Annotated in this window: 20 protein-coding genes; 10 read left to right on the top strand and 10 right to left on the bottom strand. The window is 37.9% G+C overall.

Features of this window, described 5'->3' with window-relative positions:
• Positions 1-13: 13 nt before the first annotated feature.
• The 5 genes from efeB to ACTH6U_RS15940 all read right to left on the bottom strand — a co-directional run bounded on the left by efeB (position 14) and on the right by ACTH6U_RS15940 (position 4007).
• Complete coding sequence (gene efeB, locus ACTH6U_RS15960) at positions 14-1285, bottom strand: iron uptake transporter deferrochelatase/peroxidase subunit (protein ID WP_441832602.1); 1272 nt, start codon at positions 1283-1285, stop codon at positions 14-16.
• Between the two features lie 11 nt (positions 1286-1296).
• Positions 1297-2184: an EfeM/EfeO family lipoprotein gene (locus ACTH6U_RS15955; RefSeq protein ID WP_294104991.1), complete on the bottom strand. Its 888-nt coding sequence runs from the start codon at positions 2182-2184 to the stop codon at positions 1297-1299.
• Positions 2177-3010: an FTR1 family iron permease gene (locus ACTH6U_RS15950; RefSeq protein ID WP_434719583.1), complete on the bottom strand. Its 834-nt coding sequence runs from the start codon at positions 3008-3010 to the stop codon at positions 2177-2179. Before ACTH6U_RS15950 ends, ACTH6U_RS15955 begins: the two co-directional genes overlap by 8 nt.
• An 11-nt stretch (positions 3011-3021) precedes the next feature.
• Positions 3022-3357, bottom strand: coding sequence for a cupredoxin domain-containing protein (locus tag ACTH6U_RS15945; protein ID WP_294104986.1), 336 nt, complete (start codon positions 3355-3357; stop codon positions 3022-3024).
• Positions 3358-3449: 92 nt separating this feature from the next.
• Entirely contained in the window at positions 3450-4007 is a 558-nt protein-coding gene (locus ACTH6U_RS15940; RefSeq protein ID WP_294104984.1) for an iron transporter, read from the bottom strand.
• 270 nt (positions 4008-4277) lie between these two features.
• Here ACTH6U_RS15940 and ACTH6U_RS15935 point away from each other — a divergent pair, with 270 nt between their 5' ends.
• Together ACTH6U_RS15935 and ACTH6U_RS15930 are read left to right on the top strand one after the other, a co-directional pair.
• A complete protein-coding gene (locus ACTH6U_RS15935) occupies positions 4278-5207 on the top strand; it encodes a DUF7916 family protein (RefSeq protein ID WP_441832601.1) in 930 nt (309 codons plus the stop codon).
• Between the two features lie 355 nt (positions 5208-5562).
• Positions 5563-6207 (top strand): helix-turn-helix domain-containing protein, encoded by a 645-nt coding sequence (locus ACTH6U_RS15930; protein WP_441832600.1) that lies wholly within the window; start codon positions 5563-5565, stop codon positions 6205-6207.
• Positions 6208-6252: 45 nt separating this feature from the next.
• Here ACTH6U_RS15930 and dhaM read toward each other — a convergent pair whose 3' ends face one another.
• Complete coding sequence (dhaM, locus tag ACTH6U_RS15925; RefSeq protein WP_441832599.1) at positions 6253-7686, bottom strand: dihydroxyacetone kinase phosphoryl donor subunit DhaM; 1434 nt, start codon at positions 7684-7686, stop codon at positions 6253-6255.
• A 686-nt stretch (positions 7687-8372) separates the two neighbouring features.
• A complete protein-coding gene (locus ACTH6U_RS15920; RefSeq protein WP_294104974.1) occupies positions 8373-9002 on the bottom strand; it encodes a response regulator transcription factor in 630 nt (209 codons plus the stop codon).
• A 474-nt stretch (positions 9003-9476) separates the two neighbouring features.
• Between ACTH6U_RS15920 and ACTH6U_RS15915 the strand changes: the two genes are divergently transcribed.
• A complete protein-coding gene (locus ACTH6U_RS15915) occupies positions 9477-10472 on the top strand; it encodes a LacI family DNA-binding transcriptional regulator (RefSeq protein ID WP_441832598.1) in 996 nt (331 codons plus the stop codon).
• A gap of 52 nt (positions 10473-10524) precedes the next feature.
• On the opposite strand, the gene ACTH6U_RS15910 is transcribed toward ACTH6U_RS15915, so the two are convergent.
• Positions 10525-11958: a glycoside hydrolase family 32 protein gene (locus tag ACTH6U_RS15910; protein WP_434719578.1), complete on the bottom strand. Its 1434-nt coding sequence runs from the start codon at positions 11956-11958 to the stop codon at positions 10525-10527.
• Positions 11959-12203: 245 nt separating this feature from the next.
• Here ACTH6U_RS15910 and ACTH6U_RS15905 point away from each other — a divergent pair, with 245 nt between their 5' ends.
• From ACTH6U_RS15905 to yjiA, 7 genes are all read left to right on the top strand, one after another.
• Positions 12204-13148, top strand: a complete 945-nt coding sequence (locus ACTH6U_RS15905) for an aminoimidazole riboside kinase (RefSeq protein WP_434719577.1) — start codon at positions 12204-12206, stop codon at positions 13146-13148.
• A 187-nt stretch (positions 13149-13335) separates the two neighbouring features.
• The gene (gene rarD, locus ACTH6U_RS15900; RefSeq protein ID WP_336429667.1) at positions 13336-14262 is read left to right on the top strand and encodes an EamA family transporter RarD; all 927 of its coding nucleotides are present in this window, start codon (positions 13336-13338) and stop codon (positions 14260-14262) included.
• 111 nt (positions 14263-14373) lie between these two features.
• Positions 14374-15552 carry a formate-dependent phosphoribosylglycinamide formyltransferase gene (gene purT, locus ACTH6U_RS15895; protein WP_441832597.1) on the top strand — a complete coding sequence of 393 codons (1179 nt, stop codon included), beginning with the start codon at positions 14374-14376 and terminating at the stop codon, positions 15550-15552.
• A gap of 151 nt (positions 15553-15703) precedes the next feature.
• Positions 15704-16168 carry a WG repeat-containing protein gene (locus ACTH6U_RS15890; protein ID WP_441832596.1) on the top strand — a complete coding sequence of 155 codons (465 nt, stop codon included), beginning with the start codon at positions 15704-15706 and terminating at the stop codon, positions 16166-16168.
• 436 nt (positions 16169-16604) lie between these two features.
• Positions 16605-18758: a carbon starvation CstA family protein gene (locus ACTH6U_RS15885; RefSeq protein WP_294104960.1), complete on the top strand. Its 2154-nt coding sequence runs from the start codon at positions 16605-16607 to the stop codon at positions 18756-18758.
• A gap of 71 nt (positions 18759-18829) precedes the next feature.
• Complete coding sequence (locus tag ACTH6U_RS15880; protein WP_294104958.1) at positions 18830-19033, top strand: YbdD/YjiX family protein; 204 nt, start codon at positions 18830-18832, stop codon at positions 19031-19033.
• Between the two features lie 70 nt (positions 19034-19103).
• A complete protein-coding gene (yjiA, locus tag ACTH6U_RS15875; protein WP_434719574.1) occupies positions 19104-20078 on the top strand; it encodes a GTPase in 975 nt (324 codons plus the stop codon).
• A 110-nt stretch (positions 20079-20188) separates the two neighbouring features.
• Here the strand turns inward: yjiA and ACTH6U_RS15870 are convergent, their stop codons facing one another.
• Complete coding sequence (locus tag ACTH6U_RS15870) at positions 20189-21508, bottom strand: L-cysteine desulfidase family protein (RefSeq protein WP_294350387.1); 1320 nt, start codon at positions 21506-21508, stop codon at positions 20189-20191.
• 219 nt (positions 21509-21727) lie between these two features.
• Complete coding sequence (locus tag ACTH6U_RS15865; protein WP_294104953.1) at positions 21728-23074, bottom strand: MATE family efflux transporter; 1347 nt, start codon at positions 23072-23074, stop codon at positions 21728-21730.
• Positions 23075-23264 lie beyond the last annotated feature (190 nt).

Raw genomic sequence — 23264 nt, 5'->3', positions numbered from 1 at the left:
GCCTAAGATATTATTAGGCTTGTTTTAGGGCTTCAAACATACCTTGTGCTAAGTTATTTTTTGCAGATTGAACACCCGGTAACACGAAGTAATACCCACCACCAAATGGCTTAATATAGCGCTCTAAGGGTTCACCATTAAGGCGTTTTTGTGTATCAATAAATCCTGTTTTTAAGTTCTTTTGATAGGATACGAAAATTAATCCCATATCAAGTACTCCACTTTCGGTTAATCCGAGTGAATAACTGTAGCTTCTACGCCTTAATTTTGCCGTATAACGTTCAGGGTTACGGGGTTCAGCACGGCGCATATGGGAGTCAAATAAGATACGATCGCCATGAGGGTCTTTCTCAAAGCTAGGGTCGTCATTTTCATGTTTCATACCAATAGGCGCGCTGGTACTTTTGTGGCGGCCAAAATCATTTTCTTGATCTTCAAGCGGGGTTCTATCCCAGAATTCAAGGTTGAAACGTATTAAGCGCACTGCCTGATATGTGCCCCCTGCACACCATGCAGGTTCTTTATTTTCTGCGGTTATCCAAATGAGTTCATTCATAAGCGCGGCATCATTTGTTGGCGCGTTGCCTGTACCATCTTTAAAGCCAAAAAGATTAATGGGGGTAGTGCGTTGGTCGATATCTCTTGAGGGGAGAAAACCATCAATTTTCCACAATGGAAACCATAATTGCCCCGTATTTCGCAAAATATCTCGTAATGCATAAATGACACTTTCTTGGCTATTTGCACATATTTGCAGCACGATATCGCCACCACACCATTTTTCCTCTAGCCGGTCATTGGGAAAACTGGTCATCTCAACCAGATAATGGGGCTTGATTTTATCTAATCCAAAACGCGAATCAAAAAGGCTATTACCTAGTGATACCGTAATAGTTAAAGAATCAGGTTGTAATAGCGTGCCGAGAATACCCGATTCAGCAGGTGGCATTTTATCATTTGAGGTTGATGCCGCTTTTTGTACTTGAGTTAGATAGGCAATACGTTGTGTGAGTATTGTGAAGAGTGTTTGTAACTCTTCGATTGAAGTTGTTGTAACATTAAAGGCAATAAATGATGCATTTTTTTGCTCAGGTGTTAATACCCCTGCTTGATGTTCACCCAGAAAATTGATGGCTTTATCATAAGTGAGTTGGCAGTTATTGATTTGCTCTTTTGCTTTAAGTGCAGGCGCCGCAAAAATTGCGCTGCCGATAGCTAAGGTTTTTAATACGCTTCGTCTGGAAAAATTGACAGATTGTGGTTCACTTTTACGTTTAGCTCGCATAAGTATATGCCTTAATATTTATAATAAACATCAACATCTAGCTGCGCACGTAATGTTGCGAGTGCTTCAGCTTGTTGCGTTAGTAGCGAATATAGCCGCATTTTATTTTTTTGATTTAATTGGCTATAAGGTGAATAGCTACCTTTAGTGAGTTGATACGACTGTATTATTTTGTTTATGTGTTGGTCATTTTCTTTTATTTGGTCGAGCTCTTTAGATTGAATAAAAGGTGAAATGACCTCAATGATTTCTTGAGCACCTCTGAGGTTCGCCGCGATATCGGCTAAATCAGACTGACTATAAATATTCTCTTTTCCCGCAAGTTTTGTTTCGAGGATCATTTCAATAAAATCAGCGGAAGCTTGTACAAGTTTAGGTATTTCAATCGTTTCAGTCTGTACGCGTTTATAAAGATCACGTCCTTTGAGGAGTAATTCTTCGGCAGCAGGTAACGCAGTTTTAACATCTTTTTGCTCAAATAAGCGGTATTCAACTAAATGGAATCCGGTGAAACGATAATCTTTTTCTTTATCAAGAAAATAATCAGCTCGTGGATTAATCGTCCTATCCGTATTACCAAATAGCATGATGATAGGACGAACCGCTTCATAATGTTGATGTGCTGTGATGTAAGCATTTTGCGCTTTTTGTAGGTCACCCTTTTTTAAGCTTTGATTTAGTATCTCTAATTGAGAAACCATCTCACCAAGTTCATTAGTTGCAAATAGCAAATAGGTTCGAATTGCTTGCTGATACTTTTCTGGGGTTGCGATATCACCTTTGGCTATCACAATATCGTCCCCTGTTTGCACAGGGGATCTTAGGGCTTTGGTATAGGCAGGCAGGGATACGATTGTCAGTAAAAGAAAGCTGAAAATTACGGTTATTGTTTTACGCATTTCTTTTGCTCCGCGTGAATAACGTAATAACGACAATCCAGTAAACAACAAAGGTAATAACACTTAACCAAATAGGCTGAGAGCGATACGCAAAAAATGAAGAGATGAAATTACCTGCAATATTTGAATCATCTAGAAATGCGGTGCTATCCCAAGCGGGGTAAATCAGAAACTCAGGAATTGAATAATCATATTCAATTAGCAAATTAGCGATTTCTTCTACGCCTTTTAGTAATAACGATAACGCAAGGAAAAGTAAAATAATTCCAGTTACTTTGAAGAAAATTCTCCAAGAAACAAAACGATTAGTTAAAAGGAAGGCATATAATGTTAACGCTGCAATAAGAATGCCACCGCCAGCCTCTAAGAAAAATTCACTTGCGTTTTCAGCATTGAGCGACATGATAAAGCTCGAGAGAAAGACGACGATTTCGCTGCCTTCACGTGCGATCGCGATGGCAATAATAATTGTGGCTCCCCACCAGTTATGGTGTTCAGCATTGCGGCTAATTCCAGTTTCAATTTCAGATTTCATGGAACTGCCATGTTTGTTCATCCAATAGACCATTTGGACAATCAAAATACAGGCGAGTATTTCCATAAATATCATAAATAGAGATTGGCCAGTATCATCAAGAACATTGAAGACACCATAAATAAGTAATGCGAGAACAATTGAGATAATAATTCCGAGTGCAACACCACCCCAGAGGAATTTCATACCATTACGTGCATCTGGATGACGTTTAATCCAAGCATAAATAATGCCGATGACTAAAAGTGCTTCAAAGCTTTCACGCCATACTACAAAGAGAACTTGCCCCATTTTAAATCCTACTATTTTGCAATGATCTCACCTTTAGGGTGAGAAAGGTGAAAGTCATCAAAGAAGGTATAAGTGCCAGGTTTGAGCGGTGCAATGACCACAACGGAGCTTGCCCCCGGGGCTAATACTTTTTCTTTTCGTAGTTGAAGACTTTCAAATTCGGCAGGCTCTGTACCTGTGTTGGTGATTTTGATGCGAATAATTGTTTTTGCAGGGACTTCAAGAACACGTGGAATTAAATCCCCATTTTTCATTTCTAATTCAACGGTAAATTTCTCAGCAGCAAATACAGTCTGAGGGGTTAATGCATAAATGATAACCAGTAAAAGGCTGAGTAATGTTTTCATTATGAGCTCGAATAATTAATCAATAACGACAAACAAAAAAGGCTTACGTGAGAAAATAGCCCACGGTAAGCCCTTTACTAATTTGAATTTAATTAGTAACTACCTTTACGACCTACACCTGCGTAGTCGAAATCCCAAGTAGTTTCAAAAGGCTGGAACCATGGAGCAACACCGGTTTCTTTATCGATATGGCGACCAAATGCAGCTTGTTTATTATATGAAGGTGGATAGATTTTGTAAGTCACACGGTATTTACCGTTGCCATCTAATTTGATGTTTTCCCCATAATGAGGACCATCGCTTGCCACCATAGGCATGAAAGTGCCCGTTTGAGTTTGTGGTTTATCACCCAGCTTAGTCACAGAATATTCGATAGTGAGGTAAGGGATCCAATCACCTTCTGCAAAGCCATTTGGATTATCTTCAACAGCATGAATGTCCGCTTCTAAGTGAATATCCGCTTTATCCGCTGCTAGGTGAGACATCGCATGATGCCCTTCTTCGGTATCCATCGTGATAGGTTGTAGATAGACACCTTGAATCTCCATTCCATTCTTAATAATAGGATGACCGAGTGGATATTCTTGAGCGAATGCAGTAACTGAAAATAATACTAGACCCGAAACAGCGGCTTGATAGGCGAGTTTCATTGATACGTCCTTACCATTATTTAATATAGAACTTTAATGATAATCATTACTATTCAATGAATACAAGTGAAAATTTTAGATAAAATTCGATATGGGTTATCTATTTATCAAAAAACTATAATAATCAATTTATTAGGTGAAGTTATTAATTTAAACAAAATAACTTTATGAGAAGTGAGTTGTATGGGATTTTTATTATTTCTGTCGTGATATATTCGAATAAATATAATTAACTTATTTAAAATTCATCGACTCATGAAGGTACTGTAAATGCAAAAACGTTATCTTGATTGTTCAGCTTCTGAAATTTTACGATTAGGTAAAAAGGATTTATTAGAATCGATTAAAGGAAGTGAAGGGCGTCTATTAGTGTCAGAAACAATCGGCACATTACAACCCGTATTGATGACTGTCACAAATGCAGAGTTAGCGGCAAGTCAAGGCGCAGATATTTTATTGTTGAATGTATTTGATGTGAATAATCCTATTATGCAAGGTTTACCCGAAGGTATTCCTACGAATGATATTATTCGGACATTAAAGCGTCTGACTGGTCGTGCTATTGGTGTCAATCTAGAGCCTGTCCCCGCAGGCTTTAATAATCCAACGCAAGATGTGCAATGGAAAATATCAGAAGGGCGGTTAGCGACGGTTAAAAATGCGATAAAATTAAAAGAAATGGGCGTTGATATCATTGTGTTAACCGGAAACCCGGGCAATGGCGTCACTAACCAAGAAATTAACCAAAGTTTGAAAGAGCTCAAAGCGGTTGTCGACAATGATGTGGTGTTGATTACTGGAAAAATGCATGCGGCTGGAGTGCTAAATGCATCTGCTGAGCAATTAATTACTGAGGAAGATATTCGTACCTTTATTAGTAGTGGCGCAGATATTATTTTACTACCGGCACCAGGCACTGTTCCCGGGATTTCTTTAGAGTTTGTCCAAAAAATGGTGAGTTATTGTCACTCTCAAGGCGTGATGACGATGACGGCTATCGGGACCTCACAGGAAGGAGCTGATGTTCAAACTATTAGGCAAATTGCGCTGATGTGTAAAATGGCTGGAACCGATTTACATCATATTGGTGATTCGGGATATAACGGCATTGCATTACCCGAAAACATTTTAAATTATGGCATTGTTATTCGTGGTGTTAGACATACCTACTCACGTATTGCTCGCTCAATTAATCGTTAATAGTTTCAATTTACTCGGAAAATCATTTTTGTCGATAAATACAATTTTATTTATTCTTTAGGTAAAAATTAGCAAGAAATTGCTGATATGGTTTATTTCAATGGCGAACAGGTGTTTGAGTTCAATCGGTATAGCTTAACAGTTTTACCCTTTTTTAATTCATTTTAAAACCCACTTATGTCTAAATAAGTGGGCTTTTCTTCGTCATTTTTATCGAATATTTTCACTTCCAATATGTGAATATTGATTTAGATCAATGGTTGAAAATCTATCAAACAATACATTGATCTAGAATATGAAAATTAAATCCTAAGTAGACATAATCAAATGAGACTTACTCATTATAAGGGTGATTATGCTTCTCAATACAACGGGTTCCATTGTGGCCAACTTATCAGATAAAGCCTTAAATTCAATAACATCGGAATTATTAACTACACTTGCGAGTGTAACGATAATGGACGGCTTAGCATTGATTAAAAATGATATGCAAGTTGATGTTTCGTTGATGGAGCCACAAGGAAAAATACTCTGGTTAAGTCATTCTTGTGAAAAATCGTCCAATATTGCTGCTTCACTTTCGGAATATATCGCTAAAGAGACCCAAAGTCAGTTATTTATACATTCGATTGAACTGCTCGGTAGATTTTATTATTTAGCCCCAATTTATTTAGAGAAAAGTAATTTACTTGCAGTTGTTGCACTATCCACGAATGAGATAAATAGCACTATATTACTGGCTTTAGCACATTCGTTGGGCAGAGAAGTGAGTGAAAAATTAAAATGTCATTTTTATTTACAACAATTAGCATGCGAGCCTAAAGTTAACCCTTTTTTTAAAGAGCTTAATGTGCAAAAAGTTGAGAAAGCTTTAATTATTGAAGCTGCCAATTCTTGTAATGGGAAAGTTCAACAGATGCATCAAGTTTTGAATATGGGTAGAACGACATTGTGGCGCAAATTAAAGCAATATGAGATTAATATTAAAGATTATAAATAGGCTCATTTATTCATAATGAATGAATAGGGGATGAGCCATAATATCTTATTTATCAATAGATAAAGTGGATTTTTCAAGTGAAAGAATTAACTTACTTTTCGGTGGGATTTTATTTACCTTTTCACCAAGATTAACCAGCATAGGAATGCCCATCTTTGTCGCAATAATTGCTGTATGTGAATATGGCGATCCTTGCGCTAATACAATACCACGAAGCATGGGTTGAATATGTTGCATTAATTCTATTGGGCCAAGATCTTGGCTTATCAAAATGGTTGGTTCAGCAAAAGCGTATTTCGTCGCTGTGTGCTGAGCCAATGTTTTTAATAATTGATTTTTTAAATCTTCAATATCAATAAATCTTGCTTTGAGATAAGGAGAAGAGAGTTGTTTGTATTGAGCTGCCATTTCATTAAAAACAGATAATATTGCAGATTCGGCATGGGTAGAATTGCGCTTAATATGCTGCGTTAAATCCTCAAGTAGCGCTTCATCACTCAATAATAAACTATGACCGTGGAAGATATCTGCAATATTATTGTTCCTTATTTTTGCGGTCTCATCAGCTAAAGTGTCGAGATATGTGCATACTTGATTTAGCGCCTGCGTCATTCTTTGGATTTCTGTAGCATTGTCTTGTGGTGATTTATTCTCGTGCTCAATACAAGTCGGTAGATGATAGGCTAAGCCTGATACATTCGGCAGAAATACAACTTCTCCTACTAAATTTGAATTGCCAATAGTATTAATGTCATCGCCGAAATTTTCATCTGCTAATAGATTAAAAGCGTCAATTGCTGCTTGTGCATCTTCACCTTCAGCGATTAATTCAATTTTGTCGCCTTGATAAGCTTGTAAGAGCGTAATTTGATTCATGCTCTTGGCATCGGCTATTTTGTTGCCATGGCGAAGTTGAATATTGGCTTTAAAAGCGCCCAGAGTTGATGAAATTTTAGCGGCTGGACGAAGATGTAAGCCTGCTGGGTTTTGTATTATACATTGGGTTTTTATTGCATACTTAGATGTAGGAGCTAGCTGGTTCGGCATTGAGGGAGTTAAATTAATATCTTCATTTAACTGCTGTTGCTTTGCTTGTAGGGCATTTTTTGCCTCTAATAAAATTGTATCTATTGGTGCGCCACCCGAAGCTGCAGCCGTCATTGCTATAGTACCTTCAACTAAAGGTGCAGAACAAAGACGTACTTTTTTAGCGAGCTCAGAATCAATAAGATCAAGGGCAGTTTCAGCACTGAGTATTGCACTTCCTAAATCCATTAAGAGGATGATGTGAGATGCATCTGCTAAGGATTCTATTGCTTCCATCACTTTAATTGCATCAGTGCCTATTGGGTGTTTATCATCATCGATACCCGCTGCAATCCTGATTTGACAATGTTGCGTATTTTGCATTTGGTTTGCTAACTGAAGTAATCCTTCGGCGAGCTGTTTGCTATGAGAAACAATAATTAAACCAATCACTTAGTTCTCCTTAGAAAAAGTAACGATATGTTATCATTATTTTTTGAAGCCATAGGAAACTTTACATGAAAAAAGGTACGCTTCTACTGATATTCTGCAATAATTTGAAAAATATTGTCAAAGCGTAAATGAGCTAACCAACATCCAGAAATGTGTGTATTCCGATGTTGGCTTTCTTATAGATAGTAATTAAATATACAAACTAATAAGTAAAAAGAGATGAACAAGAGGGGGTATTATCAATGAAGATATTGGATAGTTATATCAAATATAGTCTTAAATTTTTAGAATGTAAAATTGATTAAAATCAAATAACATTAATTTAGAAAAGAGTTTAACTTAAGTTGGATCTTTTTAGTGTAGTAAGTTAAAAGTTAAAAGTTAAATTTAGCATTTCATTTTACGCTGAATCTGTAAAAAACAGCGTGATTATTTCATAGGTAAAATATTAATGTAAATAAGTTATATTGAGACTTTAGTTTACGACAAAGCATCGATATAAATCGATATAGTTACAGTACCTATAAACCTAAATAAACTAGTTATTAGTTGTTTCTTTAGAGTTTTTATCTATATATGATTTTTTTCAGGTGTAAAAACATTTATATATTTAAAATATCTGATGATTTAAGGTTAAACCATCAGAATATAATAACTATAGCAAAATAGGTAATGCATAATATAAATTACATATTTTTAGGATAAGTATTAATATAATCATACTCTTGAATAAGTTGAGGTAATGACTTTATTCCTAATTTAGTGTAAATATTTGAACGATGAACTTCGACAGTTCTCGGTGATAATGAGAGCTTCTCGGCAGTTTCCTTACTTGTATTGCCATCAAGGATCATATCCATAATTTCGCGTTCGCGTATAGAAAGTCGATCAAATTTATTGGTTAAGTATATGTGTTTTTTGTAATCTTCAAGTTCATGTGTAAAGCGTTCAGCCGCACAATTAATTGAGTTCGATATTTCTATATCTTTGAATGGAAAAGGGAAAAAATCAAAGGCACCTGATTTGAAACTCTCTCTACAAAGACTAATAGAAGGCTCATCTGATAAAATAATAATAGGAACGATACCAAAATTATTATTGATGTTATTTAATCTATTAATATGACTTCCATCATTGTTTAAAAATAATAAAATACATTCCTTTGCTCCTTCCTCTAAAGGGTAAGTATAATTACTAATATATACTTCTTCATTATTATAAAATTTAAAGATGTAATCAAAAGATTCCATCATTAATTTCAGCTTATTCTTAAAGACATTATCATTTTCTATAATTACATGAATGGTGCAATTCATCACCATACTCCTGTTAAACTGATTTGATATTCATATTAATTTGATAAAATAGGTAGATAAATAAAATGCCCAGTAAAATAGACAGTAATATTTTCTACTAAACGTTGTTTTTTTTATTAATGTATTACTGACCATAATTTATATTAAATGTATCATCTAGTTAAATTTAATATAAAAATAGAAACAATGGTTAAAGTTGGTGTCAAAGTGTAAGAAACGATTACTGATTTGTAACAATGTAGGTGCTTTTACTTGTTTTCTGGTATTTTATTTTGCAAGTTTCTTATAAAATTATTTTATACAATAGCGTAATAATATATCAAAACGATAATCATAAAAAGCCTGAAAAGTAGATTTTATGAAGTTTTATTAAGCTGTCACACTAAATTCGTTTGCGCACTAAGAGTGAGTGCTTTTTATCATTAACATGATAGAATTTATTTTTATGTCTTTATACTGAGTGAATATACTTACATGGCCTCTTTGAAAGATGTGGCGCGACTCGCGAGTGTTTCTTTAATGACAGTATCAAGGGCAATCAATAGTCCTGAGTTGTTGAAGCCAGAAACACTAAAACAGGTACAACAGGCCATTGATGCGCTTAATTATGTTCCTGATTTCTCTGCTCGGAAAATCAGAGGTAAAAGCTCGCGCATTTCTACTGTCGGGGTTTTAGCGCTTGATACTGCAACAACGCCATTTTCAGTTGAAATGATTTTATCAATAGAGCAAACCGCAAGGCAATTTGGTTGGAGTAGCTTTGTCGTTAATATTACATCGAATGATGATTATGATCGGGCTATTCGCCAATTATTATCCCAGAGGCCAGATGGTATTATTTATACGACAATGGGATTAAGAGAAGTTACTATTCCAGAATCGTTGCATAAAAGTCGTTTGGTATTAGCTAACTGCGTTAGTCAAAATAAACAATTTCCAACTTATATACCTGATGATTTTAATGGCCAATATAAAGCAGTCTGTCGTTTAATTGAGAAAGGGTATCGAAAGCCATTATGTCTCTATATTCCTAAAGATACCTTAGCGGGGAAAACGCGTCGAGAGGCCGTTCAAGCCGCTTGGTCAGAGGCAAATCTACCTCTTGAATTTTTAATGCAATATCATTTAGAGTCCGGTGATGAACATTATATTGATGTGATTGAGTTGATTGACTCCCATTGTCAAAATGGTCAACCTGATTTTGATGTGGTAATTTGCGGTAATGATCGAATTGCTTTTTTAGCTTATCAAGTATTGTTGAGTAAGGGTCTCCGTATTCCCGATGATATAGCGGTATTGGGCTATGATAATATGATTGGTGTGGGGGAGTTGTTTTATCCACCGTTAAGTACGGTTGTGTTACCACATTATCAATTAGGGCAAGAAGCGGCTTTACACATCATAGAAGAAAGGTCACATTGCGATACACAATATGTTGCTTGTGACTTGCTCGAGCGCAAATCTTTTTAAGATTTAATCGCGTAAGGGCTACAAATTGTAACCCTTATTTGCGGTCGGTTATTTATTTAATTGCTTTCTTTAATGGCCAGTACGTAGCTTTGTCTAATTTTGCGTTCTGATTTATTGCGAATAACTTTAAACTACAATCATTTTCTGCCGGATAAATACGGCTACTAAAAGTTTGCTCTCCATCATTGATAAAAACTTCAAGACAAGACTTATCGATAAATGCGCGTATTTTAAGTTGTTTTGTTTGAGGAAGCGGTGCGCTTCGGCTATCACTAATAATATATTCGGGATAGTGACGAGATAATGTTAAGCGCTGATTTTGGTTATCGATATAAAATTGAATACCACTTCCAATCCAAAAGCCAAATTTTTCAGCTGGGCTATTTTGTAGATCCCAAACTAGTTCTATTTCACAGCTAGTCGCTTTTTTCTCAATGAGTTGCGTTGTATTTTTTGTCATAACGACGGCTGGAATATGGATGGGATCTTTACGTAATGTTTTGAGCTCAACAATTGGCTTAGCAATAATTTTACCTTGTTCATTAAGAGAAAGTTCTCTTGGTAAGGTAAAACAACCAGACCAACCATGTGCTTGTGATGGCATATGACTTTCCCACATATCCATCCATGCAATTGCAATACGACGTCCATCTTGCGCTAAAAAAGTTTGAGGTGCATAAAAATCTTGGCCAAAATCGAGTTCCGTAAATTGATGGGTTACCTCATAAGGTTGCCCTGGAGCCCAGTTTCCAACAAGGTAGCCATTTTGGTACAGGTTACGGTATTGATTACCCTGTGCTTTTTTTCCTTGGGGTGAGAATAAGGTGATAAAGTGATCGCCTAATGGGAAAAAATCAGGGCATTCCCACATATAGACGTTTTTATCGTCTGTTTTGGCTAAGATCTGGTAGTCATTATTCCAATTTAGCAAATCTGTAGTGTTAAATAGTAAAATTTGTCCTTGATCAAGGGTATCTCGAGCACCGACTACCATCCACCATTTTCCATCTTGATGCCAAACTTTAGGATCTCGGAAGTGCATATAGCCCTTAGGGGATGGGATAATAATGCCTTTCTTTTCGAAATGAATACCATCGTCACTAACCGCTAAGCACTGAGTTTGGTGTATTTGGCTATCGTCACCTTCTCCTGATAACCAAATATGCCCTGTATAGAATAAATATAATTTACCTTCATGGCTTATCGATGATCCCGAAAAACAGCCATCTTTATCGTATTCATCACCGGGGGCTAGGGCGATCGGCTGATGTTGCCAATGAACCATATCTTTACTGGTCGCGTGACCCCAGTGCATGGGGCCCCAAACAGCGCTATAAGGGTGATGTTGATAAAAAGCATGATATAAACCATTATGATAAATTAATCCATTTGGATCATTGAGCCAGCCGGTATAACTGGCGAGATGATAATTAGGATAAAATTGTTTATTTAATGATTTTCTTGAATTTTCAATTGGATTTTTCATTAATAGTTTTCCGTGTGGCTTAAGCTGTAGGGCTATCTAATTTATTTGGATTCTCGAATTATGCTTTAGGGAAATCACTATTAGCAGATAATTCGTGCGTTCTTATCGTGCTTTATTTATACTTTATGTTAACGTTAACAAAATAAATTTACCAGTCTTAATTTTTATATGCTTTATCGTATTATCAATGAAAATTATTAGGGTTCAGTTAAACGACAATTAAAACGACAGTTAAAGGAAAATCTATGAAAGTCTGGTCATTAGGTGATGCAGTAGTAGACTTAATTCCCTTACAAAATATGCAATATGAAGCCTGCGCAGGAGGTGCTCCTGTCAATGTAGCTGCTGGTGTTGCAAAGTTAGGTCAGCCAAGTGGTTTTATTGGTCGAGTGGGGGAAGATGCTTTTGGGCATTTTATGCAGAAAACCTTATTCGATTTAAATGTTGATACCAGTGCGATGGAATTTGATGAGTTACATCGAACCAGTACGGTTTTAGTTTCTTTGCATGAAAACGGCGAGCGTGAGTTTTCTTTTCTTGTTTCACCTTCCGCGGATCAGTTTTTATCAAATAAAAATTTACCTGTATTTGATAAAGATATTTTACATTTTTGCTCATTAGCTTTAGTGCATACTGTATGCCGTGAGGCTTTAATACAAGCAATAGACAAAATGAAGCAGGCGGGTGGGTTATTGAGTTTTGATATTAATATCCGCCCTCAAATGTGGGCTGATCCTAATGAAATGCACAGTATTGTTGATGAATTTGCTTATAAAGCGGATATTTTAAAATTATCAGATGATGAATTGTTGTGGCTAACCAAAGAGATCTCTTTAGACAATGCTGTTGATAAACTTAAAAAATATCCAGCGCGTTTGAAAATAGTGACTCAGGGTGCTAAAGGTTGCTTGGTGATTACACCAAACAGTAAAGTGGCGATCAGCGCTTATCAGGTTGAAAGTGTTGATACTACCGGAGCTGGTGATGCTTTTATGGCGGGTTTGCTCGCAGCTATTGCTCAATATGGTGTTTCGGATAATGAAGATTATTTTATGACAATAGTGACTCAAGCCGCGGCTTGCGGTGCATTAGCTACAACTCGAAAAGGTGCGATTAGTGCAGCGCCAACCCAACAAGAGCTCATTGATTTTATTGCTCAACAGCCGCCGTTGCATCAAAGGGAATTATAACGCGAGTGGAACAAGGTGATATAAATATGTCACCTTGATTTAATCAGGCTGTTTATTGACTAATATTAAGCAAATATGTGATGTTTTATCATGACTGAAAGTTCTATTTTCTTGATATTAGCGTATGATATTGAATGTATTTCACTTGTTTATATTTATACTCTGACATTTGTACTATGGATAAACTATGTTACTGCGTTCGGGAGTAGCTTTAGCTATTTTTTCTTATATATTATGGGGGATTACCCCTTTGTTTTATCGCCTGCTTCCCGGCGCTCAGGCATTAGAACTTTTAGCCCAACGCCTGATATGGTCAATTCCTTTCCTATTTCTTATCCGCCTGATCATCAAAAATAAATCATTATGGAAGCAAGTTTGGGCTGACAAACGTTCGATTATTTTATGCTTATTCAGCTCATCAATTATGGCTGTCTCTTGGACTGCTTTTACTTATGCTTTGACGCATGGGCAGGTATTAGCGGCAAGCCTTGGGTATTTTATCAATCCACTTTTTTCAATTCTATTAGGTGTAATATTCCTACGTGAGCGGCTAATCTTTGCAGAAAAACTGGCCGTGATTTTTATTTGTGCAGGAGTGGGATATCAAATTTGGCAGTATGGCGAACTACCTATTCTGGCTTTAATTATGGGAAGTGCTTTTGCAATTTATGGCCTAATTCGTAAGTTTATTCGTTTTGATGTCTTTACCTCATTACTACTAGAGGCACTTTGGTTATTTCCTGTTGCACTCGCCATTACATGGTGGTTATCTGCAAACGGAACGAGCGCTGTTATGAATGGCGACTGGCAAACCAAGTTACTTTATATGCTCGCAGCGCCCGTGACTATTATTCCACTGATCTTCTTCACGGCTGCAATTAAACGAACAACATTGACGGTTATTGGTCTTGCACAATATATCGAACCAACCATTCAATTTTTATTGGCAGTATTCTTATTTAATGAGCTTTTTGATTGGGTGAAAGGGGTTAGTTTCTCTCTCATTTGGCTTGGCTTATTATGTTGTATTCTTGCTCTGCTACATAAACGCTATAGTGAATTTCATCGTAGAGATCCATTTGTAACAGGGCGTGATGAAACCCCCAAACTCTGATTATCATGGGATAGTTATTGTTTTAAAAAGTTTCTGCATAGCGGAAGCAAACGATTGCGTATATAATCTACTTCATTATTTTCATCTGTCCGCATACAAAGGCCATCAATCATGAATCAATTAGGTACTGCTCTTTGCTCCTCTGCTACAAAAGTCATGCTTCTCGGTTCAGGAGAGCTAGGTAAAGAAGTGGCGATTGAATGCCAACGTTTAGGGATTGAGGTTATTGCGGTTGATCGTTATGAAAATGCACCTGCAATGCATGTTGCACATAGAAGCTATACGATAAACATGCTTGATGGTGAAGCGCTACGTCAGTTAGTTTTAGCAGAAAAACCAGATTTTATCGTACCTGAAATTGAAGCTATCGCGACTCAGGCCCTTGTTGAGTTAGAACAACAAGGACAAAAAGTTGTGCCTTGCGCAAAGGCGGTATCTTTAACGATGAACAGAGAAGGTATCCGTCGTCTTGCTTCTGAAGAGCTTGGCTTACCGACCTCTGAATACTTTTTCGTTGAAAATAAAGCAGATTTTATCCGTGCAGCAACTGAAATTGGTTTTCCTTGCATTGTAAAACCGGTGATGAGTTCATCAGGTAAAGGGCAAAGTATTATTCGTTCACTGGAACAACTTGAACAAGCTTGGAATTACTCTCAAGAAGGTGGTCGAGCAGGACAAGGTCGCGTTATTGTTGAAAAAATGGTTAATTTTGATTTTGAAATTACGTTACTTACTATTAGTGCTGTTGACGGTATTCATTTTTGTTCACCTGTCGGGCATCGCCAAGAAAAAGGGGATTATCGTGAGTCTTGGCAGCCGCAGCGAATGAACGATATTGCCCTGAAAAAAGCACAGGAAGTGGCTGCGAAAATAGTCACTGCGCTTGGCGGCTATGGTTTATTTGGGGTGGAATTGTTTGTTTGTGGCGATGAAATTATTTTTAATGAAGTTTCTCCTCGCCCTCATGATACCGGAATGGTGACGCTAATTTCTCAAAATCTATCTGAATTTGCTTTGCATGTTCGGGCTTTTTTGGGTTTGCCTATTGGTAATATTCGCCAATATGGTCCAAGCGCTTCAGCCGTTATTTTACCTGAGTTACATAGTTGTGACGTGGTTTTTTCAGGTATTGGTGAGGCATTATCAAATGATGTTCAATTACGACTATTTGGTAAACCGGAAATTGCCGGAACGCGTCGATTAGGCGTGGCACTTGCTATTGGTGATACAATCGAAAAAGCTTTAGATATGGCAAAATTATCGGCAAATACAGTAAAAGTGATAGGTTAATTTTCAATTATTAATTGATTAAGTGAGCCCATTAAAATAACGATGGGCTTATTTATTTCATTTGGTATTTTATCTTTTGTTATTTAATATTATATCGATGATTTTTCAGAGTGAATAAATACAGCAAAATGATAAAGCTAAAGGGTGATAAATGATCCGATTTTTAATCTGCGCGGTGTCATTAATTTTTATGTCGAGTAGTGCGCTTAGCGATAATCTTGAAAAGCAATTTGAAAATTGGGTTGAAGGTAAGCAAAGTCACTGTTTCGAGCCTAAATCGCCTTACTTATATTGCCTACTTGATATTCCTAATGAAAAATTTTCAATCGTCGATATTAATGGCGATGAAATGTATCAAATTTATTATTTTGATAATTGGCCAGATGCAGCTAAGGATGGGGTGTATCGCATTATTAAGAACAATAAAATTGGCTATGCCGATGCAATAACAGGCAAAATTGTGATTGAAGCTCAGTATGATTGTGCTCATCCCTTTGAAAACAGCAAAGCGCATGTTGGTGTTGGGTGCAAAATAGAAACGGATGGCGAACACAGTTGGTGGGTTGGTGGTAATTGGCAATGGATTTCTTTGAAAGGGGAAGTTATCAATGAATAACCACTACATTATCAGTTTTAGTAATCACTTTATTAATTAACAGTAATAATTCACTTTCTTCTCCATATTTATTAACAATAATGACAATTTTAACTAGATTAGTGTAATTGTTTAACTTATTGAAATGCTGTTATTATTGTTATCTACATCACGTTTTTCATCCGCTCATGTCACGCTCAAAACCATTCGCGTCAAAAATCTAACCGCTTAATTCTTTATGCCACCGCTTAGTCCAACTTTCGCCTTTTAGGGTGAGTTATTTCTTACCATATACACTATGGCAGAGTTCATTTTTTTACTTACTACAAGTCAACCGCTGCCAATAATAAAGTCATTAGTTATTCATTCAAAGTAATAAAAGCAGATTCAATGTGTTTTTAACTAATGGTAAATCAGGGATTAATGGCATGTTCGTTCTACCTCAGAAAGGTGTTCTATGAACAAGAATGGTATTTTAAAGCACGTTCCTTGGATGATCCTTGGGATAATTGGTGCAGTTTGTTTGGGCGTTGTTGCTCTCAGACGTGGTGAGAACATCAGTGCGCTATGGATAGTGGTCGCATCGGTGTCAGTTTATCTAATTGCATATCGCTACTATAGCTTATATATAGCGACTAAAGTGATGAAGCTCGATGAAACTCGGGCAACACCTGCGGTCATTAATAATGACGGTTTAAACTATGTACCGACAAATAAAAATGTTTTATTTGGTCACCACTTTGCTGCGATTGCAGGTGCTGGCCCATTAGTCGGGCCAGTATTAGCGGCACAGGTTGGTTATCTTCCCGGAACATTATGGCTACTTGCCGGTGTTGTCGTTGCCGGTGCGGTACAAGATTTTATGGTGCTGTTTATTTCATCACGCCGTAATGGGGCATCGCTAGGGGAAATTATTAAGGAAGAGCTAGGGCCTATCCCAGGGACTTTGGCTTTGTTTGGTTGTTTCCTTATCATGATCATTATTCTGGCTGTATTGGCCCTGATAGTGGTTAAAGCGCTAGCAGAAAGCCCTTGGGGTGTATTTACAGTTTGTTCTACAGTCCCAATCGCACTCTTTATGGGAGTGTATATGCGCTTTATCCGGCCGGGACGCGTGGCTGAGATATCCGTCATTGGTATTGTATTATTAGTGGCATCAATTTGGTTCGGTGGTGTTATTGCACACGACCCGTACTGGGGCCCAGCGCTGACATTTAAAGACACCACGATTACCTATACGCTTGTGGGTTATGCCTTTGTTTCAGCATTATTACCTGTTTGGCTGATTTTGGCTCCACGTGATTACCTTGCAACCTTCCTAAAAATCGGTGTTATTGTTGGATTGGCGATTGGTATTGTGATCCTAAATCCAGAACTGAAAATGCCAGCCGTGACACAATTCGTTGATGGTACAGGCCCTGTCTGGAAAGGTACGTTGTTCCCATTCTTATTTATTACTATTGCTTGCGGGGCGGTATCAGGTTTCCACGCATTGATAGCATCGGGTACGACACCTAAATTGTTAGCGAATGAAAAAGATGCACGTTACATCGGCTATGGTGCGATGTTAATGGAATCTTTCGTTGCTATCATGGCATTGGTTGCCGCATCTATTATTGAACCAGGTTTGTATTTTGCAATGAACACCCCTCCTGCGGCTTTAGGTATTACGATGCCTAACTTGCATGAATTGGGTGGCTCTGATGCTGCAATGATCATGGCTCAATTGAAAGATGTTTCTGTACAAGCCGCCGCAACGGTTAGCTCGTGGGGTTTTGTTATCTCTCCTGAGCAAATTATGCAAACCGCGAAAGACATTGGTGAACCTTCTGTCTTGAACCGTGCGGGTGGTGCGCCAACACTGGCTGTGGGAATTGCATTTGTATTCCACGAAATAATGCCTGCCGCTAATATGGGCTTTTGGTATCACTTCGGTATTTTGTTTGAAGCGCTGTTTATCTTAACTGCACTAGATGCGGGAACGCGTTCAGGTCGCTTTATGTTGCAAGATTTACTTGGTAACTTCGTTCCATTCTTGAAGAAAACTGACTCATTAGTTGCGGGGATTATCGGTACCGCGGGTTGTGTTGGACTCTGGGGTTACTTATTGTATCAAGGCGTTGTTGACCCACTAGGTGGCGTTAAGAGCCTATGGCCGCTGTTTGGTATCTCGAACCAAATGTTAGCTGCAGTAGCTTTAGTCTTAAGTACCGTTGTCTTGATTAAGATGAAACGCAGCAAATACATTTTGGTTACTGTTTTACCAGCTGTATGGTTATTAATCTGTACCACTTGGGCGCTGGGTCTGAAATTATTCAGTGATAATCCTCAGTTGGAAGGTTTCCTTTATTTAGCGAAATCATATAAAGATAAAATCGCCGCTGGTGGTGCTGATTTAACAGCACAAGACGTGACGAATATGAACCACATTATTATTAATAACTATACGAATGCGGGTTTAAGTATTCTATTCTTAGTTGTGGTATACGGAATTATTTTCTTTGGTATCCGTGTTGCAATGAAGGCGAATAAAAACCCAAATCGCACCGATATGGAAACACCTTATGTACCGGTGCCTAAAGAGGGAGTGAAAGTTTCATCTTCACATTAATCTTTAAAGTCTAAAATGGTGCCCTACATTGTGCGATAACATGATGTAGGGCATTTGTATTGGAGAAGGCGATGTTTGGAAGTTTAGGTAAAACAGGAAAATACCTTGGGCAAGCGGCACGTATGCTAATTGGTATTCCTGATTATGATACTTACGTACAACATATGAAAGATAACCATCCCGATAAACCGGTCATGACTTATAAAGAATTTTTCCGTGAGAGACAAGATGCGCGTTATGGTGGTAGTGGAAAGGGTGGATTTCGCTGTTGTTAATGATCAATAGTAATGATTAATGTTAATGATCGAAGTTAACCGATAAATTGATGAAGAAATGAGGATAATAATGAAACCAATCAATGTCACGATACTAAGCGGTTTTTTAGGTGCAGGTAAAACAACACTACTGAGTCATATTCTTCATGCTGATCATGGGCATAAAATCGCAGTTATTGAAAATGAATTTGGTGAAGTTCCTATTGATAATGCATTAATAGGCGATAGAGCCACTCAAATCACCACATTAAGTAATGGCTGTATTTGTTGTAGTCGTTCAAGTGAATTAGAAAATGCATTATTAGACCTATTAGATGGACTAGATAGCGGCAAACTTGATTTTGACCGATTGGTGATTGAATGCACGGGGATGGCAGATCCCGGTCCGATTACGCAAACTTTTTTCTCTCATGAAGTCTTGTGCGAACGATTTTTATTGGATGGCATCATTACGCTTGTAGATGCGGTTCATGCAGATAAACAGTTAAATGATTTTGCAATAGCACAGGCCCAAATTGGTTATGCCGATAGAATTCTACTCACCAAAACAGATATCGAGCCTAACAATACTGCTCAAAAAGAGGCACTAATTGAGCGTATACAACGAATTAACGCACGAGCACCGATTTATCCAGTTATTCATGGTGATATAGATTTAAAGTTATTGTTGGATATTGAAGGGTTTTTGTTAGATTCACAGTTAATTGTTAAACAACCGACTTTTCGTTTTGCACCAAAACAGCAAAATGAGGTGGAGTCGATAGTGGTTGAATTTGATTACCCTGTTGAGTTGATGGCGATATCTCAAGTAATGGAAGATTTATTGTTAAGTTTCGCTGATAATTTATTACGTTATAAAGGTATTTTATCCATCAAAGATGAACCTAAGCGTTTATTATTTCAAGGCGTTCAGCGCCTATATAGCGCAGATTGGGATAAAGATTGGCTTGATGATGAAAAACGCCACAGTGTATTGGTGTTTATTGGGATTAAGCTTCCTGAAGAGATTATCCGCGAAAAATTTGCACAGCTTGAACTCAAATAATATAAGTTGCTAAGGGTAATTCAGTGGTAACAAGGTGATAAGCTAGGATATCGGGTCATCTATATAAGTATATGACCCGAATGGACGAAGCTGACGAGTTATAAGAACAGTTAGCGCGCTTTCGCTGCCATAATTTCGATGATTTGCACATCAGTATGCTTCATCGACCCTGCGGCTAATGCGCATAAATTTGCAATAGATTGGTCAACGTCATCAGAAACAATACCATCAGAGCCTCTAACACAGCTATTATCCATTGCCATTAGTACGGCTTTGTATGCTGAGCTCGCGCCTGTAGAGACTTTCATCGCACAACTGTTTGACGCCCCATCACAAATCATGCCACTGACATCCCCAATCATGCTACTAATAGCCATCGCAACTACTTCATAACGCGATTCTAATAACCACGCAATTCCTGCGGCGGCACCCATTGCGGCGGTGGTTGCCGCGCATAAAGCTGATAATGCAGGTAGTTGATTGTGAATATAAATAGCCATTAGGTGGGATAGCATTAATGCACGTGCGAGCTGTTCTTCTGTTGATTGAAGGTAGTCAGCCGTGACGACGACAGGCATGGTTGCAGCAATACCTTGATTACCTGAACCTGAATTGCTCATCGCAGGAAGAATTGCACCGCCCATACGTGCATCTGATGCGGCAGAGGTACGGATCATAATTTCTGACATTAAGTCTTTTGATAATAAACCGCGATCGCGCTGAGTCTGTAGCGTTCTACCAATATGTAAGCCGTAAACATTGCGCAAGCCTTCTTGAGATAATGCATCATTAAGATGCGCGGCTTCTAAAATGAAACAAATATCTTCAAGGGGGGCTTGAGTTGCGAAATTATAGACCGCTTTAGCGGTAACTATAGGTAATGGAATATCGGCAGCACAGTCAACAGGAGAGCTACTTTGTTGCTCACCTTGAGTGATATCAAAGATAATATTATCGTTATGGATAATTTTGACAATGTGCGTATGAGTACGCGCAATCATCACTGTTGCGGATTCCGTTTCGGTATAAACGGTGGCTTCGGAATAAATTACATCATCACAGGGTTTTTTAATATCGACAGTCACTAAACCTGCCGCAAGCATGGCCTTACTGCGTTCAATCGCATCGGGAGTGGCTGATTTTAGCACTTCAAGACCTGCATCTGCATCACCACCAATAGCGCCAAGAACGGCAGCGATAGGTAATCCGACCATGCCAGTTCCCGGTACGGTGACACCCATACCATTTTTCATCAGGTTTGGGGAAACAAAGGCACATACACGGATCACTTCGCCATTAACGTACGAAGCCGCTTTCGCTGCCGCTAGTGCCAATGAAATTGGCTCGGTACAGCCTAAAGCAGGTTTAACCTCTTGCTTGACTGCGTTAATAAAATATTGCCACAGTAATGGCTGAGATTGTGTGTGCATAGTGAGTTTTCCCAACGGAATCTTTTTGATGGAATTATTTTAATAAAAAAGTGGGAGAAAAGTTTCACTATGTTTAAGGTGTTGAGGGGGTTTTAGAGAAAAATAATCTCTTATTTAAGTTACAAAGGCGAAAAAATTTTAAGTTTGATGTGTATCACAAAAAATCCTGCCTAAGACATTAGGCAGGATAGGGATGCTAAGGGCTGTTGATCTTTATCCCTAGCTATCTAAATCGAGTCGTTTGCTTTGCCAACGACGCGAGCGCCAACGCCAAGCATTGGTTAAACCACGTAGCCATTCATCTGCAAAGAAGCCAATCCAGATACCGAGTAGCCCCATTTCCATTTTAATACCAAGGAAATAACCCAATGGGATCGCGACGCCCCACATAAAGATAATAGCCGTACATAATGGGAAGCGTGCATCACCAGATGCTCTGAGTGCGTTAACCATGACAATATTCAGTGTTCTACCTGGTTCTAAGAACACTGAAAGTAGGAACAGTGGTAGCAAGAGCGTAATAATTCCCTGATCTTCAGTCAGATTGGTAATGATAGGATCGCGCAGTAGCCAGAAAATAATAACGACACCGATAGTGACATAAAAGCCCATTTTTAAGCTTTTTATGCCACGACGGTAAGCATCTTCAAAGCGTTTTGCTCCAACGAGATGCCCAACCATAATTTCATTACCAATACTGATAGATATACCGAACAGCATAATAAAAAGAGAAAGCTGGAAGTATAGGGTTTGAGCCGCAAGTGCGGTTTCTCCCATCAAGCCGATGAATGCGGATGCGGTCATAAAATGTAGTATCCACACCAAGTTTTCTCCCGCTGAAGGTAATCCAATATGCAGAATTTTACCTAACATACTGCTAGACCAACGTACTAATTGTAGCGGGGAAAATTTAATTCTCAGTCCATAAAATAATAGGCAGAAAAGTAAAATAACCGCGATGACACGTCCAACAACAGTTGACCATGCAACACCTTCTAATCCGTATTGCGGTAAACCGAAGAAGCCATATAGCACAATCATGTTACCAAATACGGTAATGATATTGGCTATCAAAGTCACCCACATTGCAGGCTGCGATTTACCGTATACGCGTAAACATGCTGCTAATATGATTGAAATTGCTTCAGGAATTAAGCAAATGCCTAAAATGTGCAAATATGCATAACCATCATCCATTAAATGTGATGGTGTATTCATGATGCTAAGGATTTTATAGCCAAAAAAGAGGGCAATTAACGCACTTGAAAAACCAAGTATGAAGTTAAACGCAATCGAAATATGTATGGCTTGACCTGCTTTATCACGACGTCCAGCGCCTAAATATTGAGCAATAACAACACTGCACCCGACGCTGATGAAAGTGAAAATAGTGATAAAAAGATCAAATACCTGATTTCCCACCCCCATTGCAGCGAGGTAGGCTGTTGATACATGGCTCACCATGTAGGTATTAATAAGTAAAGTGGCCAAATGAAGAAAAATATCAATAAAAATTGGCCAACTAAGAGAAAATAGCGATCTCTCAGTGACATCAGACTGATGCATCAAGAACCTTTATATAATTAGAATTAAGGGAAAATAAATTGGACGATAATTCTACATGGATTTGCTGAGGTATAATAGCGTTTGGCATGTCCTATTTTTATAAAGTGAATACTTTTGTTTAGTTTCAACGATTCTGTTAGATTCAATATATTCATAACAATTCGAATTATAGTGTTTATTATAACGCTAT

Source organism: Providencia sp. (assembly GCF_052096715.1).
In the GTDB taxonomy this organism is placed as follows: domain Bacteria; phylum Pseudomonadota; class Gammaproteobacteria; order Enterobacterales; family Enterobacteriaceae; genus Providencia.
The sequence above is the reverse complement of the archived record's forward strand: the minus strand, read 5'-3'. Positions and strand labels throughout refer to the sequence as shown.